Below are 15,276 nucleotides of genomic sequence, written 5' to 3'. Positions count from 1 at the left end.
CTAGCCGGGCACGCGACGGATCTTGGCGCCCAGCAACTGCAGCTTTTCCTCGATGCATTCATAGCCGCGGTCGATATGATAAATACGATCAACCAGGGTCTCGCCCTTAGCGATCATCGCCGCTACCACCAACGAGGCCGAGGCCCGCAGGTCGGTCGCCATCACCGGCGCACCTGAGAGCTGATCGACGCCGGTGACCACCGCGGTGTTGCCTTCGAGAGCGATCTTGGCGCCCATTCGGTTGAGTTCCTGGACGTGCATGAAGCGGTTCTCGAAGATTGTCTCGACGACCCGCCCGGTGCCTTCGGCCACCGCATTCATGGCCACGAACTGCGCCTGCATGTCGGTAGGAAAGGCCGGATAAGGCGCGGTGCGTACATTGACCGCCTTCGGGCGCTGCCCCTTCATGTCGAGCTCGATCCAGTCCTCACCGGTGGTGACATGGCCACCCGCTTCCTCGAGCTTGGCGAGCACGGCCTCGAGAATATCGGCACGGGTCCGGCGGACCCTGACTCGACCACGGGTCACCGCGGCAGCCACCAGGAAGGTACCGGTCTCGATGCGGTCGGGCATGATGTCGTGATAGCAGCCGTGTAGCTGCTCGACGCCCTCGACGGTGATGGTGTCGGTACCGTGACCGCGAATCCGTGCACCCATCTTGATCAGGCACTCGGCGAGATCGGCTATCTCGGGTTCCTTGGCGGCGTTCTCGAGCACCGTAGTGCCCTCAGCAAGCGTGGCGGCCATCAATAGGTTCTCTGTGCCGGTCACGGTCACCACGTCAAAGAAGATCGTCGCACCCTTGAGACGCCCACCCGGCGCCGTGGCACGAATGTAGCCATTCTCGACGTTGATGTCGGCACCCATCGCCTCCAGGCCACGGATATGCAGGTCGACCGGGCGCGAGCCGATGGCACAACCACCCGGCAACGACACGTCGGCCTTACCGAAGCGCGCCAGCAGCGGCCCCAGCACCAGGATCGAGGCGCGCATCTTCTTGACCAGGTCATAAGGCGCATGACACTCGGTCACCTCAGAGGCGTCGAGCTGGATGGCCATCTTGTCGCCCATCACCAGATCGACGCCCATGCGCCCAAGCAGTTCGAGAGAGGTCGTGATGTCCTGCAGGTGCGGCAGGTTACCGAGCGTCACGGGCCCTTGCGCCAGCAACGACGAACACAGGATCGGCAGGGCCGAGTTCTTGGCACCACTGGCCCATACCTCGCCATCGAGGGGGCCATTGCCGGTAATGATCAGCTTATCCATGAAAGTCCGTCACTCAAGCCCCGACATTTTCGGCGGCGGTCTGCCACTGGGTCGGGGTATAGGTCTTGATGCTGACGGCATGCAGAGCGCCGCTGGCGATTTCTTCAGAGAGCGCACCATAGATCAGCTGCTGTCGCTTGACCGGCGTCAGGCCATTGAAGACCTCGCCCACGGCGACGACCTGAAAGTTGCAGCCTTCACCCTGGATATGAAAGTCGCAGTCGGCAATGCGCGTCTCAAGCAGCGCCTTGACGTCTTGGGGTTGCATGGGGATGCCTCCTTGGAAACACGGGAAGGGTGCGGTGCAGACACGTCACCGCATCACGAGACGAGAAAGGCCACATGGTAATCAAAAGCGCCGTCGATGGCGATGGCAGAAAACACCGGGGCCTTTGACCAGGGCCGGGGCCAACGAATGACCAGGGCCGCGGCCGACGAACTCAGTCGGCCGGAGCAGTCGCGTCGGCATCAGCCTGCGGCAGGAGAGAGTCCAGACCAGCCAGCGCCGTGAGTTTGGCCAGCGCCGGGGAAAGCTGCACCCCCTCTACCTCAATACCGGCACGCTGGGCACTGCGCAGCCACTCGAGCATGACGCTCAGCGCGGCGCTGCTGACCCTGTCGACGCCGCGCAGGTCAAACTGCAGCGCGTCGGTGACGGGCTGGTCGGCGATCCACTTGGCACCAGCGGCGGCCAGCGGGGCGGCGACGTCGAAATCCACGTCGCCGCTGACGGCAAGCTCTCCCTCGGCGACCTCGAGGCTCACATCATGCTCGTCGAACAGACGGGTCATGCGCCCTGGCCTTCGTCGCTGACATCAACATCGGGTGACCATTGGTCGATGGTGGCATCGTAATCACGGCCGTTGTCGCGCATGGCCTGATCGAACTGGTTGCGGAAGGTCAGCCCCAGATTGATGCCATTGACGATCACGTTGACGACCTTCCACTGTCCGTTATCCAGGCGCAAGGAATAGCTGACCGGGTAAACGGTGCCATCGTTGGCGACCACCTCCATGTCGACACTGGCCTGATCGGACTGACGAGAGTCCTGCTGCTGATCAAGCACCCGCACCTCGCGGTAGTCGAAGGTCACCAGGCCCTTGGCATAGGTATCGATCAGGGTCTGGCGGAAGGTGTCGACGAAACGCGAACGCTGAGCGGGGCTTGCGTTGCGGAAATAGCGACCCATGACGCTGGCCCCGATATAGCGAAAGTCGGCCACATCGTTAAGGCTGTCATCGACCAGCGATTCCAGCTCGCTCAGGTTCTCGGAAAAGTAGCCGCGACGGCCCTCGATCTTGCCCATCAGATTGTCGATGCTTTCGCGGATCAGCTGCTCCGGCGTCTCGTCGGGCGCCTTGGATTGGGCCTGAGCCGGCAGCATCGCCAGGCACAGCAACAGGGCCAAAACACAGCGGAATAAAAAGGTCGATTGAGCTCGCATAAGTCGTCTCTCAAGGCAGATCATGATTAATTCGTGGCCATATTGGCCACGAATTGCTGGATCAGTTGCTCCAACACCAGCGCCGACTGGGTATCGCTGATGGTGTCACCGTCGGCCAGGGTATCGGGATCACCGCCCACCGATAGGCCGATATACTGCTCACCCAGCAGTCCAGAGGTGAGAATCGAGGCCGTGGTATCACGGGACAGCTGCCCTTCCAGGCGGCTGTCGAGGGCCAGGGTCACACGGGCGTCATACCACTCGGTATCCAGCTCGATATTCTCCACCCGACCCACGGTAACACCCGCCATGGTGACCCGTGCTCGCGACTTGAGGCCGCCGATATTGGCGAAATTAGCCTGCAGCGTATAAGTGTCCTTACCACCGCCGACGGACAGGCCGCTGACGCTCACTCCCAGGAAGATAACCCCGAGAATCCCGGCCAGCATGAACAGACCGACCCCAAACTCCATCATCTTGCTGCGCTTCATCCCAGTTCTCCAAACATCAGCGCGGTCAGCACGAAATCCAGTCCCAATACCGCCAGCGAGGAATACACCACCGTTCTTGTGGTAGCGCGTGAAATGCCTTCCGAGGTCGGCACCAAATCATAGCCCTGGAACACCGCGATCCAGGTCACGACCAGAGCGAACACCAGGCTCTTGAGCATGCCATTGCCGATGTCATCGACGAAGTCGACGCTGGACTGCATGTTGCCCCAGTAAGAGCCTTCATAGACGCCGAGCCACTCGACGCCCACCAGATGGCCGCCCCAGATACCAATGACGCTGAAGCCGACGGTCAGCAGCGGCAGCGACACGAAGCCCGCCCAGAGGCGCGGCGCCACCACCCGTTTGAGCGGGTCGACGCCAATCATCTCCATGCTGCTCAGCTGCTCGGTCGCCTTCATCAGGCCGATCTCGGCGGTCAGTGCCGAACCGGCACGCCCGGCAAACAGCAGAGCCGCCACCACCGGCGCCAGCTCGCGCAACAGCGACAGTGAAACCATCTGCCCCAGGGCATCCTCGGCCCCGAAGTCCACCAGAATGGTAAAGCCCTGCAGGGCCAGCACCATACCGATGAACAGCCCCGACACCAGAATGATGGCCAGTGACAGCACGCCGATGAAGTGCATCTGGCGCAGCCACAGCTTAAAGCCCTCAACGGTGGGACGACCCACCAGCGACTGCCCAAGGAACATGCCGGCACGGCCCAGCGCCTCGACCAGATCGCAGCCATGGCGTCCCAGGCGAGTAATTCGCGTCATCATCGCATCTCTCCCGCATTCCCCGCATTGAGCATGTCGAGGTAGAAGTCGTCGGCTGGATAATGGAACGGCACCGGCCCATCGGGCTCGCCGTGCATGAACTGACTGACGCGAGGATCCTGATCGACATTCAGGCTCTCCGGCGTGCCATGAGCCATCACCTTGCCGTCGGCGATCACGTAGACGTAGTCGGCGATCGACAGCGTCTCCTTGATATCATGAGAGACCACCACGGCGGTGAGTCCCAGCGCATCATTGACGCGACGAATCAACTGCACCAGCACGCCCATGGAAATGGGATCCTGGCCGACGAAGGGCTCATCATAGAGGATAAGCTCCGGATCCAGCGCCAGCGCCCGCGCCAGTGCTACCCGGCGGGCCATGCCGCCGGACAGCTCGGCGGGCATCAGCTCGCGGGCACCGCGAAGCCCCACCGCTTCGAGCTTCATCAGCACCACGTCGCGAATCATCGCGTCGGGCAGGTCCGTATGCACGCGCAGCGGAAAGGCCACATTCTCGAAAACGCTCAGGTCCGAGAACAGCGCGCCGCTTTGAAACAGCATGCCCATCCGACGGCGCAGCGCGAACAGTTTCTTGCGGGACAGGGCGTGGACATCATGACCGTCGATCGTCACTCGCCCGGCATCCGGCGCCAGTTGGCCACCGATCAGCTTGAGCAGAGTCGTCTTGCCGGAGCCGCTCGGCCCCATGATCGCGGTAATCTTGCCGCGGGGGATGGTGAGATCCACGCCCCGAAAGATATCCCTATCGCCACGTGAGAAGCGCAGCCCTTCGACCACCACCAAGGGCGAATCATTCATGGCGTCCTAACCTCCACCCGAAAATTATCGAACATTGTATATTAACCGCCACGATCACCGCTAGCGCCAAGGGCGCGACCGGCGATGTCACCTTGATTCGCGACGCCCCAACGCGTTTAATTGGCCGCTCTTCACTGACCGACACGGACCCCTTTTGATGATGCTGCTACCCCTGTCTGCCGTCGCGCTTGGCTTCGTAGGCCTTTTATGGAGTGCCGACCGCTTCGTGGGAGCCGCGGCCGCCACCGCCTACCGCGCCGGCATGAGTACGCTGCTGATCGGCATGACCATCGTCGCGCTGGGCACCTCGGCCCCCGAAATCATCGTCGCCATAATGGCTTCGCTGGACGGCACGCCCGATCTCGCCACCGGCAACGCCCTGGGGTCCAACATCGCCAATATCGGTCTGGTGCTCGGCATTACCGCCTTGATCGTGCCCATTCCGGTGCGCTTCTCGATCGTACGCCGCGAACTCCCCCTGCTGCTCGGCGCCACCGGTCTTGCCGGCTATGCGCTGGCGGATGGCGACCTTGGCCTCTATGACGCCCTACTGCTCGCCGCCCTGCTGGTATTCAGCCTGTGGTGGCTGTTCCGGGCCGATGGCGGTACTGGCAGTGAAGAAACCCAGGACGGTGAGATTCCCGACATGGCCCTGCCCAAGGCACTGATCTGGCTGGCGGGCACCCTGGTGCTCCTGGTAGCAAGCTCGCGACTGTTGGTATGGGGCGCCAGCGAGATTGCCAGCGCCTTCGGCGTCAGCGAACTGGTGATCGGCCTGACGGTAGTAGCCATCGGCACCAGCCTGCCAGAACTTGCCGCCTGCGTGGCCAGCGCCCTCAAGCGCCACCACGATATCGCCATCGGCAACGTCATCGGCTCCAACCTCTTCAACATGCTGGCCGTGCTGCCCATGCCCGGCCTGCTGGCCCCGGGCCCGGTCGATGTCCACGCCATCAGCCGCGATTACCCCACCATGCTGCTGCTGACCCTGCTGCTCGGCAGCTGGCTGCTCTGGCAGCGTCGCGGCAGCCTGGGCCGCATCCCCGGCGCCCTGCTGACCTTGATCTATGTCGGCTACCTGGGTCTGCTGATCCAGTCCAGCATGACCGGCGCTTGAGTGAAACCTGACAACGGGCAACAATTTCGTCATGACTGACACCAACGACTCGCCCTACCGGGCCAGCGCCCGCCGCACCCTCAACATCGAGCGCGACGCCATCGAGGCGCTCAACGCCCGCATCGACGCCAACTTCGATCGCGCCTGCGACCTGCTGCTCGGCTGCCAGGGCCGCGTGGTGGTAACCGGCATGGGCAAGTCCGGCCATATCGGCGGCAAAATCGCAGCGACGCTTGCCAGCACCGGCACCCCGGCCTTCTTCGTCCACCCAGGCGAAGCCAGCCACGGCGACCTGGGCATGATTACCCCTGGCGATGTGGTCGTGGCCCTTTCCAATTCCGGCGAAACCGCTGAGGTGACGGCCCTTCTACCGCTGCTCAAGCGCATGGGCGTTCCGCTGATCAGCATGACCGGCCGCCCGGACTCGACCCTGGCCCGCCACGCCGAGGCCCACCTCGACTCAGGCGTGGAGCGCGAAGCCTGCCCGCTGGACCTGGCGCCGACCGCATCGACCACCGCTGCCCTGGTCCTGGGCGACGCCCTGGCGGTAGCGCTTCTCGAGGCCCGCGGCTTCACCGCCGAAGACTTTGCGCTCTCGCATCCCGGCGGCAGCCTGGGCAGAAGACTGCTGCTCACCGTGGGCGATCTCATGCACCAGGGCGAACGCCTGCCTCAGGTACCGCTGGGAAGCCCACTGCGTGATGCGCTGATCGAGATCACCCGTCAGGGGCTCGGCTTCACCTGTGTGATCGACAGCGATGGCCTGCTCGCCGGCGTCTATACCGATGGCGATCTGCGTCGCACCCTCGACCAGCACAGCGACCTGCACGCCCTGAGCGTCGATGAGGTCATGACCTCGCCCGGCAAGCGCACCCGCGCCGACGTGCTTGCAGCCGAAGCCGTGCGTATCATGGAGGGCAGCCGCATCAGCGCCCTCGCCGTCGTCGATGCGCAAGGGCGCCCGATTGGCGCCCTGCACATGCACGACCTGCTGAGAAGCGGCGTCATCTAAGGAGATGTCATGACACCCGATTCCACGCTTGCGCCAGAACTTACCGGTCGCGCCCGTCAGATCCGCCTGCTGGCACTGGACGTGGACGGTATCCTCACCGACGGTCGCCTCTACTTTCAGGCCGACGGCATCGAGATCAAAGCTTTCCACACCCAGGATGGGCACGGCATCAAGCTGCTGCGCCAGGCCGGCATCGAGGTCGCCCTGATCACCGGACGCGAATCGCCGATGGTCACTCAGCGCGCCGCCGCCCTAGGAATAGAACACGTCTTCCAGCACCGCGACGACAAGCTCATCGCCCTGCGCGAACTGACCCAGAGCCTGGGTCTCGAGCTGTCTCAGGCCGCCTACTGCGGCGATGATCTTCAGGATCTGGCCGCTATCCAGGCCGCAGGCCTCGGCATCAGCGTGCCCAACGCGCCCTCCTACGTGCGCCAGACGGCCGACTGGGTCACCGCACGCAGCGGCGGCCACGGCGCCGTACGCGATATCTGCGACACCCTGCTCGACATCCAGGGCCACTGGACCGCGGTGATCGAGTCCTACGCCGCCGGCGCGTCAGGACACGCAACCGTGGCCCCCGGTCGCAGCTGATGGCAATGCGCCTGCCTCGCCCCTCGCCCCGCGTCTGGCTAGCCCTGCTGCTGGTCGCGCTGGGCGGCGTCCTGACATTCATCGAGCAGAGCGATGTGCCCACGCCGGGACCGGTGCCGACGGACAGCGCCGGCGAGCCCGATTTCTATCTCGAGGGCGTGACCCTGACCCGCTTCGATGAAGAAGGCCGGCCTCATCAGCGCCTGGTAACACCGCGACTGGTGCACACCCCGAACAACGACTTGACCCGCGCCGAGACACCCAAGGCTCGCCTGCTCGATAGCGATGGCGACCTGTGGCTGGCGAGCGGCCTGGAAGGTACGCTGGGCGCAGACGGCAACCCGCTGGTGCTGCGCGGCGATGCACACCTCGAGTCCCCCGGAGAAGGCTGGCAGCTGGACACCGACGTTCTGCACGTCGATACCGTCACCAACCACGCCTGGAGCGACGGCGAAGCCCACATCACCCAGCCACCCCAGCGCATGCGGGGTGACAAGCTGGATGTATGGTTCGATGATGACCTGATGCGCCTGACCGGCAACGTTCACGGTTTCCACCCTCCTAAGGAGCAAGCCCCATGATGAGACGCGACCTTACACGCCGGGCTCTTGGCCTGCTGCTACCCGCCCTGCTGAGCCTGGGCGCATTACCGGCACTGGCCCTCGAGGGCGACGCCAGCGCACCCATCGAGATCGTCGCCGACCGCCTGGAACTCGATGACCAGGCGGGGACCGCCGTCTACACCGGCGATGTCGACATGCGCCAGGGCAGCATGAAGCTGACCGGTCAGAAGGTCACCATCAGCCGCACCGATCAGGGCGAAGTGTCCCGCATCGACGCCACCGGCAACCGGGCCTACATCGAACAGAAGCCGAGCCCCGATGCGCCGCTGGCGAAGGGCTGGGGTCGCACCATCATCTATCACACCCTCGAGCGCCGGGTAGAGCTGATCAATCAGGCAGAGCTTCATCGCGGCCAGGACACGTTCACCGGCGCCAAGGTCGACTACTATCTCGATCGTCGCGTGGTCGAAGCCACCAGCAATGGCAATAGCGATGGTGATCAAGACCAGCGCGTGCGCATGACCCTGACACCTCAGCAATAAGGCCCATCATGAAGACCCTGAGCGTTCGCCACCTGGCCAAAAGCTACAAACGCCGCCGTGTGGTCAAGGACATCAGCCTGTCCATCGACCAGGGCCAGATCGTCGGCCTGCTGGGGCCCAACGGCGCAGGCAAGACCACCTCGTTCTACATGATCGTCGGGCTGGTGCGTGCCGATGCCGGCACGGTGCACATCGATGACCTGGACCTGTCCGCAGCCGCCATGCACGAGCGGGCGCAGGCCGGTATCGGTTACCTGCCCCAGGAAGCCTCGATCTTTCGCAAGCTGTCGGTCAAGGACAACATCCTGGCCATTCTCGAGACCCGCCGCGACCTCGACCGTGCCGGTCGCCAGACCCGACTCGAGGAACTGCTGGCCGAGTTTCACATCGACCACATCCGCGACAACACCGGCATGAGCCTGTCCGGTGGCGAGCGCCGCCGAGTCGAGATCGCTCGTGCGCTGGCCACCGAGCCGGCCTTCATCCTGCTCGATGAGCCCTTCGCTGGCGTCGACCCGATCTCGGTATCCGACATCAAGTCGATCATCCGTGCCCTGCGCGCACGCGGCATCGGCGTACTGATCACCGACCACAACGTGCGTGAGACCCTGGATATCTGCGACAGCGCCTACATCGTCGGCGACGGTGAAATCATTGCCGCAGGCGATACCGAGGCCATCCTCGCCAACCAGAAGGTCAGGGACGTCTACCTGGGCGAGGATTTCCGGCTCTAGGCCTCACTGCAGCGCTCTAGATGCCAATCTGGCGCAGGAACCCCACCTCCCCCGACGACACAAAGCCCCTGCCTGACATTCGAAATGCGAATCTTTGCCTGTCAATGGCATGTTTATTGCTAATGATTTGCTCTCAGTGGCTTGCATGGCATCCGGCCAGGGGCTAAGTTATCCATTCCATTTTGCTGACACGCGCCACGCCATGGTCATGAAACCCTCGTTGCAACTCCGCGTCGGCACCCAGCTGACCATGACACCTCAGCTCCAGCAGGCGATCGCGCTGCTGCAACTCTCGACCCTGGATTTGCGCCAGGAGATTCAGCAGGCGCTGGAATCCAACCCCATGCTGGAACTCGATGAGGCCTATGGCGAGCAGGACGTTGCCGAGCCACGTGAGGATGACTGGTCTACCGAGATTCCAAGCGAGTTGTCTACCGACAGCGACTGGTCTGATACCTATCAGGACATGGCGGCCTCAGGAGCCGGCTCAGAGGGCCCCGACCTCGATCGCAATGCCATCGGTGTCAGCCTGCGCGACCATCTCGCCTGGCAACTGGCCATGGCCGACGTCAATGATACCGAACGCCAGATTGCCGAGAGCCTGATCGATGCCGTGGCCCCCAGCGGCTACCTGGAAGGCAGCCTCGACGAATTGACTCAGGGCCTGCGTGCCCAGGGGCTCGACAGCCTCAAGACCAGTGACGTCGAACGGGTCCTGCTGCGCCTGCAGCAGTTCGAGCCCACCGGTATCTTTGCCCGCGACCTGCGCGAGTGCCTGCTACTCCAACTTGGCGCCCTGCCGGCAGACATTCCCCTGCTTCCCCAGGCCAAGCGCCTGATTCGCCAGTTTCTCGAGGCCCTGGCCAGCGATGATCGCAAGCTGCTCAAGCGGCGGTTGCGACTGGACGACGAGCAGCTAGGCCAGGTGATCGCCCTGATCCGCTCACTCGATCCGCGACCCGGCCAGGCGTTCGACAACGACGGCAGCGATTATGTGATTCCCGACCTGATCGCCCGGCACAGCCATGAGGGGTGGCATATCGAGCTCAACCCCGAGGCACTGCCGCGGATGCGCATCCAGCCGGATTATGCCGCACTGATTCGTCGTGCCGACAAGAGCGACGACAACACCTTCATGAAGCAGCATCTGCAGGAGGCTCGCTGGCTGATCAAGAGCTTGTCGAGCCGCAACGACACCCTGCTGCGCGTGGGGCGCGAAATCATGGTTCGCCAACTCGATTTCCTCGATAAGGGCGAAGAGGCCATGAAGCCCCTGATCCTGGCCGACATCGCCGCACAGGTCGAAATGCATGAATCGACGATCTCGCGGGTCACCACGCAGAAATTCATCCATACCCCGCGGGGCGTTTTTGAGCTGAAGTATTTCTTCTCGAGCCAGGTCGGCGGCGAAGGCGGTGACGCGCATTCCAGTACGGCCATTCGCGCGCGGCTAAAGAAGCTGATCGGCAGCGAGCCGCCGCGCAAGCCGCTCTCAGACAGCAAGCTGGTCGATCTGCTGGCCGATAGTGGTATACAGGTAGCCAGGCGTACCGTGGCCAAGTATCGAGAAGCGCTGGGCATCCCACCTTCCAGTGAGCGCAAGCGGCTTTCATGATGCCGTGAAGAACCGCACCTTAACGGCATAACCTGTTGACCTGGCGGTGGAAAAACACCGAAAGTAATCGCGTAGGAAAAGCGCCTTGAGAAGGGGTATGCAGCGCGCCAAAAAGGGTTACAATCGATTGGCCAACCGCAGGATAAGGAGCGTGCCATGCAAGTCAACATCACCGGCCATCACGTCGAACTCACCGACGCACTGCGTGACTATGTGAACGAGAAGCTCGCCCGCCTGGAGCGTCATTACGACAACATCACCACGGTTCAGGCCACCCTTTCCATCGAGAAAGAGCGCCAGCAGGCCGGCTGCACCCTGCATGCAGCCGGTGCTGAATTGCATGCCGAAGCCGAAGACACAGATATGTACGCCGCGATTGACGCCCTCGCCGACAAGCTCGACCGTCAGCTTGTCAAGCACAAGGAAAAAACACAGGCGCGCGCCCAAGGCGCCAGCGTTCGCTGACATCATGACGTTGGAATCCATCCTGCCCCCCGAGCGCGCCCTGTTCGGCGTGCCCGGGGGAAGCAAGAAGCGTGTGCTGGAATTCTTCAGCACCTTCATCGCCCAGAATACGCCCAGCCTGGACAGCCAGGAGGTCTTCAGTCGCCTGGTTGGTCGCGAGCGGCTGGGCAGCACGGGCATCGGACATGGCGTTGCCATTCCGCATGCCCGAAACCCGCACTGCAAGTCACCTCTGGCCGGTTTCCTCAAGCTCAGCGAGCCTGTTGACTTCGATGCCATCGACGGCGAGCCCGTTGATCTGGTCTTCGTGCTGCTGGTCCCTGAACAGGCCGATGACGCTCACCTCGCCCTGCTCGGCCAAGTCGCGGCGGTCATGAACGACCCCGAGACGCGCCAGCAGCTGCGTAAGAGCGAGACCCAGCGCCAGCTTTACGAGACCTTGCTGGACGCCATCCGCCGCCACGCAAGCGAAGACCGTTCTGGCTAACAGCCAGACCTGCGCCTTGCGCGACGCACTCACACGCTCACTGATCACCACCGCCCACTGACCCGGCCAGCAGGAGATATGCATGCAGCTCGTGATCATCAGCGGCCGCTCCGGTTCAGGCAAGTCGATTGCCCTGCAGGCCCTGGAAGACCTGGGCTACTACGCGATCGACAACCTACCCGCCATGCTGCTGAGTTCCCTGGTCGACGAGCTGCAGCGCGACGCGACGCGACGCTCTTGCAGCGCCGTCAGCATCGATGCCCGCAACCTTCCGGATGCCCTTGAGCGCTTCCCGAGCCTACTCGCCGATCTTCAGGCCCGCGGCATCCAGTGTCAGGTGGTCTATCTGACCGCCGAATCGAAGATCCTGCTCGAGCGCTATTCGGCCACCCGACGGCGCCACCCGCTGACGCGCGACAGCCAGATGACGCTGGCCGAGGCCATCGACAGCGAAGAGGGCGCTCTCGCCGAGATCCTGGATCTCGCCGACCTGATCATCGACACCTCCCGACTGTCGGTTCACGAGCTGCGGGGCCGTATCTGCGAGCAGGTTGCCCAGCATCACGACCAGCAGATGACTCTGACGTTCGAATCTTTCGGCTTCAAGGGCGGCGTACCACTGGATGCCGATACCGTGTTCGATGCTCGCTGTCTTCCCAACCCCTACTGGGACCCGCGACTGCGTCAGTCTACCGGCCGCGACCCGGAGATCATCGAGTTTCTCGAGGGGTACGAAGACGTGGACCGGCTAGCCAGCGACATCATCGACTGGCTGACCCGCTGGCTGCCAGCCTACCAGGCCAGTCACCGCAGCTACATGACGGTGGCCATTGGCTGCACCGGCGGCCAACATCGCTCGGTCTATCTCGCCGAGCGGCTGGCCCGCCACTTCGCAACACACCACCCCGGAGTGCGGCTGCGCCACCGTGAACTGGGTATCCACACCGCCATCTCTCAGCCCGACTCTTCAGGACAGCAAGGACGCTGACGGCCATGCCAAGACGTGAGCTCACCCTCGTCAACAAGCGCGGCCTGCATGCGCGTGCAGCGACCAAGCTGGTGCAGTGCTGCCAGGCCTATAAGGCCTGCGTCACCGTGCATCATCAGGGCCGAGACGCCGATGCCGCCAACGTTATGGCGCTGTTGATGCTCGCCGCTCCCTGTGGCAGCGCGTTGGAGATCCATGCCGAGGGCGATGACGCCGAGGCCGTGCTGGCGGCCGTCGAAGCGCTGTTCGAGGCGCGCTTCGACGAGGATGCCTGAGCCGCTAGCGGCCAGTCTCAGCACGTGCGCCACCGTTTTTGTTCTGACCGGCAAGACCGCAAAAAGCCACCCCGAAGGGTGGCTTTTGTTTTGGCTAGCTGGGCATTGGAATAGGGCTGGCCTCGCCATAGGCCGTACCCTGTTGGTTAACCGCCGGCGATCGTCATCTCATCGATCAGCCAACTGCCGCTATGCACGCTACCGCGAGTATCGATATCGTCGCCGACCCCGATCAGTCCCGCGAACATCTTCGGCAGGCTGCCGGCAATGGTGAATTCCTCAACCGGATACTGGATGCGGCCATTCTCGACCCAGAAGCCCGCGGCACCGCGCGAGTAGTCACCGGTCACGCCGTTGACCCCCTGCCCCATCAGCTCGGTGACCAGCACACCACGATCCATTTTCGCAAGCAGCGCATCACGGCTCTCGAGCGGCGCTTCTAGACGCAGATTTCGCGCCCCGCCGGCATTACCGGTAGTGGTCATGTTCAACCGCTTGGCGCTGTAAGCCGAGAGCATATAGCTGGCGATGCGCCCCTGGTCGATGAACACATTGTCACGGGTGTAGACGCCGTCATTGTCGAAGGGGCTGCTGGCCATGGCGCCCATTTCCCGGGGCCGCTCAAAGAGGCTGAACCAGTCCGGAAAGAGACTGTCGCCGAGCCGATCACAAAGGAAAGAGGACTCGCGGTACAGGGCACCACCGGCCAGCGCTCCCATCAGATGGCCGATCAGGCCGCCGGCCAGGCTGGGGTCGAACATCACCGGGAAGCGACCGGTCACCGGGCGCTGGGCCCCCAGGCGCCGCAGGGTGCGCTCAGCGGCCGAGGCACCGATTGCCTCGGCGCTGGCGAGCTTGCGGGGGTCACGTTCGCTGGAGTAGTCATAGTCGCGCTGCATGCCGTTGTCGTCCTCGGCGATCAGCATGCAGGACAGCGAGTGGCGGCTGCCGCGCTGGCTGCCGAGAAAACCGTGGCTATTAGCATAGACACGCACGCCTTCGCCGCTGGAGAGGTCCGCACCCTCGGACTTGCTGATCCCTTCCACCGCCCGGCCGGCCGCTTCGCAGGCCAGGGCGCGCTCGATGGCTTCATCGGTGGTCAACGGCCAGGGATGGTGGACATCGAGGTCCGGCAGCTCGCGGGCCATCAGTTCGGCCGGCGCCAGGCCGGCAAAGCCGTCCTCACCGGTGTGGCGCGCGATGGCCATGGCCTGATCCACGGCGGCGCGGATGGAGGCTTCGCCGGCATCCGACGACGATGCCGTGCCCTTGCGTTTGCCCACATAGACGGTCACCGCGATGCCCTGATCACGGGACAGCTCGACGGTTTCCACCTCACCAAGGCGCACGCTGACGCCGATTCCCTGATCGACGCTGGCCCCCACCTCGCAGGCATCGGCCCCCAGGGAGCGCGCCTGGTCGAGCGCGGCCTGGGCCCGGGACTCCAGCAATGCCTGCTGGGCGGCGGCATCGAAAGCCTGAGTCATCTTGGTCTCCTTGTCGCGAGGCTGGCTGGTATACTGCGCCAACCTCCCAATGCTGATGGTAATGGCATGTCAATTGAAACGCCCGCCGACCACGACGGTCGGCAAAGCAAGACCCAGCGCAAACAGGAAATGCAGGCCCTGCAGGCGCTGGGCGAGAAGATCATCGCCCTCTCCGACGCATGGCGTGCGCGGCTACCTCTCTCCGATGAGCTGCTGGCGGCTATCGAGGAAACCGCGCGCATCCGCTCCCATGAGGGGCGTCGCCGACATATGCAGTACATCGGCAAGCTGATGCGTCGCGAGGACGTGGCCGGCATCCAGGCGGTCTTCGACGAGTTCGAGCAGGAACAGCTGCGGCGTGATCACGCTTTCCACCGCCTGGAAGGTCTGCGTGACCGGCTGATCGACGATGATGAGGCCCTCGAGCCCTTCATCGTTGACCACCCCGACGTCGACCGACAGGCGCTGCGCCAGCTGATCCGCAACGCACGCCGCGAGCGTGACCAGGAGAAGCCGCCAGCCAGCGCGCGCAAGCTGTTCAAGCTGATTCGCGATACGGCCGGCCTGTAATCACAGGCAGCGCCCTCAACGCACCCCCA

The 15,276-nt window shown here is 63.6% G+C and carries 20 protein-coding genes; 12 read left to right on the top strand and 8 right to left on the bottom strand.

Going from position 1 to position 15,276, the window contains the following annotated elements:
* From murA to Q2K57_RS12530, 7 genes are all read right to left on the bottom strand, one after another.
* Positions 1 to 1,266 (bottom strand): UDP-N-acetylglucosamine 1-carboxyvinyltransferase, encoded by a 1,266-nt coding sequence (gene murA, locus Q2K57_RS12560; protein ID WP_112053365.1) that lies wholly within the window; start codon positions 1,264 to 1,266, stop codon positions 1 to 3.
* Between the two features lie 13 nt (positions 1,267 to 1,279).
* A complete protein-coding gene (locus Q2K57_RS12555; RefSeq protein ID WP_175069628.1) occupies positions 1,280 to 1,534 on the bottom strand; it encodes a BolA family protein in 255 nt (84 codons plus the stop codon).
* A 172-nt stretch (positions 1,535 to 1,706) separates the two neighbouring features.
* A complete protein-coding gene (locus tag Q2K57_RS12550; protein ID WP_112053366.1) occupies positions 1,707 to 2,057 on the bottom strand; it encodes a lipid asymmetry maintenance protein MlaB in 351 nt (116 codons plus the stop codon).
* Positions 2,054 to 2,710, bottom strand: a complete 657-nt coding sequence (locus tag Q2K57_RS12545) for a phospholipid-binding protein MlaC (RefSeq protein ID WP_112053367.1) — start codon at positions 2,708 to 2,710, stop codon at positions 2,054 to 2,056. Before Q2K57_RS12545 ends, Q2K57_RS12550 begins: the two co-directional genes overlap by 4 nt.
* Before the next feature lie 26 nt (positions 2,711 to 2,736).
* The gene (gene mlaD, locus Q2K57_RS12540) at positions 2,737 to 3,201 is read right to left on the bottom strand and encodes an outer membrane lipid asymmetry maintenance protein MlaD (RefSeq protein ID WP_112053368.1); all 465 of its coding nucleotides are present in this window, start codon (positions 3,199 to 3,201) and stop codon (positions 2,737 to 2,739) included.
* A complete protein-coding gene (mlaE, locus tag Q2K57_RS12535) occupies positions 3,198 to 3,980 on the bottom strand; it encodes a lipid asymmetry maintenance ABC transporter permease subunit MlaE (protein WP_304525264.1) in 783 nt (260 codons plus the stop codon). Before mlaE ends, mlaD begins: the two co-directional genes overlap by 4 nt.
* Positions 3,977 to 4,798 carry an ABC transporter ATP-binding protein gene (locus Q2K57_RS12530; protein ID WP_112053370.1) on the bottom strand — a complete coding sequence of 274 codons (822 nt, stop codon included), beginning with the start codon at positions 4,796 to 4,798 and terminating at the stop codon, positions 3,977 to 3,979. Before Q2K57_RS12530 ends, mlaE begins: the two co-directional genes overlap by 4 nt.
* Positions 4,799 to 4,955: 157 nt before the next feature.
* On the opposite strand from Q2K57_RS12530, the gene Q2K57_RS12525 reads away from it, so the two are divergent.
* The 11 genes from Q2K57_RS12525 to Q2K57_RS12475 all read left to right on the top strand — a co-directional run bounded on the left by Q2K57_RS12525 (position 4,956) and on the right by Q2K57_RS12475 (position 13,190).
* Positions 4,956 to 5,915 carry a calcium/sodium antiporter gene (locus Q2K57_RS12525; protein ID WP_369700265.1) on the top strand — a complete coding sequence of 320 codons (960 nt, stop codon included), beginning with the start codon at positions 4,956 to 4,958 and terminating at the stop codon, positions 5,913 to 5,915.
* A gap of 31 nt (positions 5,916 to 5,946) precedes the next feature.
* Positions 5,947 to 6,927 carry a KpsF/GutQ family sugar-phosphate isomerase gene (locus Q2K57_RS12520; protein WP_112053371.1) on the top strand — a complete coding sequence of 327 codons (981 nt, stop codon included), beginning with the start codon at positions 5,947 to 5,949 and terminating at the stop codon, positions 6,925 to 6,927.
* 9 nt (positions 6,928 to 6,936) lie between these two features.
* Positions 6,937 to 7,521, top strand: a complete 585-nt coding sequence (locus Q2K57_RS12515; RefSeq protein WP_112053372.1) for an HAD family hydrolase — start codon at positions 6,937 to 6,939, stop codon at positions 7,519 to 7,521.
* Entirely contained in the window at positions 7,521 to 8,102 is a 582-nt protein-coding gene (lptC, locus tag Q2K57_RS12510) for an LPS export ABC transporter periplasmic protein LptC (RefSeq protein WP_112053373.1), read from the top strand. The genes Q2K57_RS12515 and lptC overlap by 1 nt, the downstream gene beginning before the upstream one ends.
* Positions 8,099 to 8,626, top strand: coding sequence for a lipopolysaccharide transport periplasmic protein LptA (gene lptA / locus Q2K57_RS12505; protein ID WP_112053374.1), 528 nt, complete (start codon positions 8,099 to 8,101; stop codon positions 8,624 to 8,626). The genes lptC and lptA overlap by 4 nt, the downstream gene beginning before the upstream one ends.
* An 8-nt stretch (positions 8,627 to 8,634) precedes the next feature.
* The gene (lptB, locus tag Q2K57_RS12500) at positions 8,635 to 9,360 is read left to right on the top strand and encodes an LPS export ABC transporter ATP-binding protein (RefSeq protein ID WP_112053375.1); all 726 of its coding nucleotides are present in this window, start codon (positions 8,635 to 8,637) and stop codon (positions 9,358 to 9,360) included.
* A gap of 202 nt (positions 9,361 to 9,562) precedes the next feature.
* On the top strand, positions 9,563 to 10,975 hold the full coding sequence (locus tag Q2K57_RS12495; protein ID WP_112053376.1) for an RNA polymerase factor sigma-54: 1,413 nt from the start codon (positions 9,563 to 9,565) through the stop codon (positions 10,973 to 10,975).
* Positions 10,976 to 11,131: 156 nt separating this feature from the next.
* Positions 11,132 to 11,440, top strand: a complete 309-nt coding sequence (gene hpf / locus Q2K57_RS12490; protein ID WP_304525263.1) for a ribosome hibernation-promoting factor, HPF/YfiA family — start codon at positions 11,132 to 11,134, stop codon at positions 11,438 to 11,440.
* Positions 11,441 to 11,444: 4 nt separating this feature from the next.
* A complete protein-coding gene (locus Q2K57_RS12485; RefSeq protein ID WP_112053378.1) occupies positions 11,445 to 11,927 on the top strand; it encodes a PTS sugar transporter subunit IIA in 483 nt (160 codons plus the stop codon).
* A gap of 82 nt (positions 11,928 to 12,009) precedes the next feature.
* Positions 12,010 to 12,915: an RNase adapter RapZ gene (gene rapZ, locus Q2K57_RS12480; RefSeq protein WP_304525262.1), complete on the top strand. Its 906-nt coding sequence runs from the start codon at positions 12,010 to 12,012 to the stop codon at positions 12,913 to 12,915.
* A 5-nt stretch (positions 12,916 to 12,920) separates the two neighbouring features.
* Positions 12,921 to 13,190: an HPr family phosphocarrier protein gene (locus Q2K57_RS12475; RefSeq protein ID WP_112053380.1), complete on the top strand. Its 270-nt coding sequence runs from the start codon at positions 12,921 to 12,923 to the stop codon at positions 13,188 to 13,190.
* Between the two features lie 146 nt (positions 13,191 to 13,336).
* On the opposite strand, the gene pmbA is transcribed toward Q2K57_RS12475, so the two are convergent.
* Complete coding sequence (pmbA, locus tag Q2K57_RS12470) at positions 13,337 to 14,677, bottom strand: metalloprotease PmbA (RefSeq protein ID WP_304525261.1); 1,341 nt, start codon at positions 14,675 to 14,677, stop codon at positions 13,337 to 13,339.
* A gap of 66 nt (positions 14,678 to 14,743) precedes the next feature.
* Between pmbA and yjgA the strand changes: the two genes are divergently transcribed.
* Positions 14,744 to 15,247, top strand: coding sequence for a ribosome biogenesis factor YjgA (gene yjgA / locus Q2K57_RS12465; RefSeq protein WP_112053382.1), 504 nt, complete (start codon positions 14,744 to 14,746; stop codon positions 15,245 to 15,247).
* The last annotated feature ends 29 nt before the right edge of the window (positions 15,248 to 15,276 follow it).

Origin of the sequence: Halomonas sp. I5-271120, from assembly GCF_030553075.1 — a bacterium.
Classification (GTDB): domain Bacteria; phylum Pseudomonadota; class Gammaproteobacteria; order Pseudomonadales; family Halomonadaceae; genus Onishia; species Onishia taeanensis_A.
The sequence above is the reverse complement of the archived record's forward strand: the minus strand, read 5'-3'. Positions and strand labels throughout refer to the sequence as shown.

Bases quoted from the DNA above. Each gene is read 5' to 3' on its own strand.
- murA (WP_112053365.1), bottom strand. From the start codon at position 1,266: ATGGATAAGCTGATCATTACCGGCAATGGCCCCCTCGATGGCGAGGTA.
- Q2K57_RS12555 (WP_175069628.1), bottom strand. From the start codon at position 1,534: ATGCAACCCCAAGACGTCAAGGCGCTGCTTGAGACGCGCATTGCCGAC.
- Q2K57_RS12550 (WP_112053366.1), bottom strand. From the start codon at position 2,057: ATGACCCGTCTGTTCGACGAGCATGATGTGAGCCTCGAGGTCGCCGAG.
- Q2K57_RS12545 (WP_112053367.1), bottom strand. From the start codon at position 2,710: ATGCGAGCTCAATCGACCTTTTTATTCCGCTGTGTTTTGGCCCTGTTG.
- mlaD (WP_112053368.1), bottom strand. From the start codon at position 3,201: ATGAAGCGCAGCAAGATGATGGAGTTTGGGGTCGGTCTGTTCATGCTG.
- mlaE (WP_304525264.1), bottom strand. From the start codon at position 3,980: ATGATGACGCGAATTACTCGCCTGGGACGCCATGGCTGCGATCTGGTC.
- Q2K57_RS12530 (WP_112053370.1), bottom strand. From the start codon at position 4,798: ATGAATGATTCGCCCTTGGTGGTGGTCGAAGGGCTGCGCTTCTCACGT.
- Q2K57_RS12525 (WP_369700265.1), top strand. From the start codon at position 4,956: ATGATGCTGCTACCCCTGTCTGCCGTCGCGCTTGGCTTCGTAGGCCTT.
- Q2K57_RS12520 (WP_112053371.1), top strand. From the start codon at position 5,947: ATGACTGACACCAACGACTCGCCCTACCGGGCCAGCGCCCGCCGCACC.
- Q2K57_RS12515 (WP_112053372.1), top strand. From the start codon at position 6,937: ATGACACCCGATTCCACGCTTGCGCCAGAACTTACCGGTCGCGCCCGT.
- lptC (WP_112053373.1), top strand. From the start codon at position 7,521: ATGGCAATGCGCCTGCCTCGCCCCTCGCCCCGCGTCTGGCTAGCCCTG.
- lptA (WP_112053374.1), top strand. From the start codon at position 8,099: ATGATGAGACGCGACCTTACACGCCGGGCTCTTGGCCTGCTGCTACCC.
- lptB (WP_112053375.1), top strand. From the start codon at position 8,635: ATGAAGACCCTGAGCGTTCGCCACCTGGCCAAAAGCTACAAACGCCGC.
- Q2K57_RS12495 (WP_112053376.1), top strand. From the start codon at position 9,563: ATGGTCATGAAACCCTCGTTGCAACTCCGCGTCGGCACCCAGCTGACC.
- hpf (WP_304525263.1), top strand. From the start codon at position 11,132: ATGCAAGTCAACATCACCGGCCATCACGTCGAACTCACCGACGCACTG.
- Q2K57_RS12485 (WP_112053378.1), top strand. From the start codon at position 11,445: ATGACGTTGGAATCCATCCTGCCCCCCGAGCGCGCCCTGTTCGGCGTG.
- rapZ (WP_304525262.1), top strand. From the start codon at position 12,010: ATGCAGCTCGTGATCATCAGCGGCCGCTCCGGTTCAGGCAAGTCGATT.
- Q2K57_RS12475 (WP_112053380.1), top strand. From the start codon at position 12,921: ATGCCAAGACGTGAGCTCACCCTCGTCAACAAGCGCGGCCTGCATGCG.
- pmbA (WP_304525261.1), bottom strand. From the start codon at position 14,677: ATGACTCAGGCTTTCGATGCCGCCGCCCAGCAGGCATTGCTGGAGTCC.
- yjgA (WP_112053382.1), top strand. From the start codon at position 14,744: ATGTCAATTGAAACGCCCGCCGACCACGACGGTCGGCAAAGCAAGACC.